Source organism: Pantoea sp. Fr-CA_6 (genome assembly GCF_024520895.1).
Taxonomy (GTDB): Bacteria; Pseudomonadota; Gammaproteobacteria; order Enterobacterales; family Enterobacteriaceae; genus Pantoea; species Pantoea agglomerans.
Window position 1 is genome coordinate 1 of record NZ_JALNPO010000036.1, and the last position, 632, is coordinate 632.

1 pseudogene is annotated in these 632 nt (G+C 65.0%); it reads right to left on the minus strand.

Annotation, left to right across the window (positions count from 1 at the left end):
* Positions 1 to 632 (minus strand): annotated as a pseudogene (locus NR201_RS22495) (hypothetical protein); the annotation flags it as partial.

The window sequence follows — 632 nt, forward strand, 5'->3', positions numbered from 1 at the left end:
TCCGTGGCCGCTCTGGTCGCCGCAATCTCGCCCTGCGTCCGCGCGATGTCGCCCGCCTGACTGCCGATTTCCGCCAGCAGCTGCGCCGTCTCCATCCGCCGCTGCTCTTTCTCCTTATCGAAGATTTTATCCAGCCCCGGATTCGCACCCGCCGCGTCGCGGCTCAGGTCCGCCACGTCCTGCGTCTGCTTCGCCTTATCCCGGATAATGAGGGTGCCGTCGCTTACCGCCGCCTTCGTCACCGACGACGCGCTGCCGCTGCCGTTCAGCCCCGCCAGCAGACCGTTCGCCATGTTGCCTTCGAACTGGCTGCCGATGCTGCCGCCGGTGCTCATGCCCACACTCTGGTGCTCGGTTTTATAGTCCGCGTGGTTCTCAATGTTGCTGAAGCCCAGCGTGCCGGTGTCAAGACGGTTCTTATCGGCGGTCGCGGTGGAACTGATGACCGCGCCGTTCAGCTGGGTGTGCTCACCCGCCGTCACGTCAAAGCCGCCCTTCCCGGCAAAGATGCCGGTCTGCTCGGCCACGCTCTGCCAGTTGCTGTGCATCTTGTCCTGGCTGAGGTTGACGCTTGCGGAGCCGGTCATCGAGCCGAAGGTGAAGCTGCCGCCCGCGCTGGCGTTCTGCTGCTT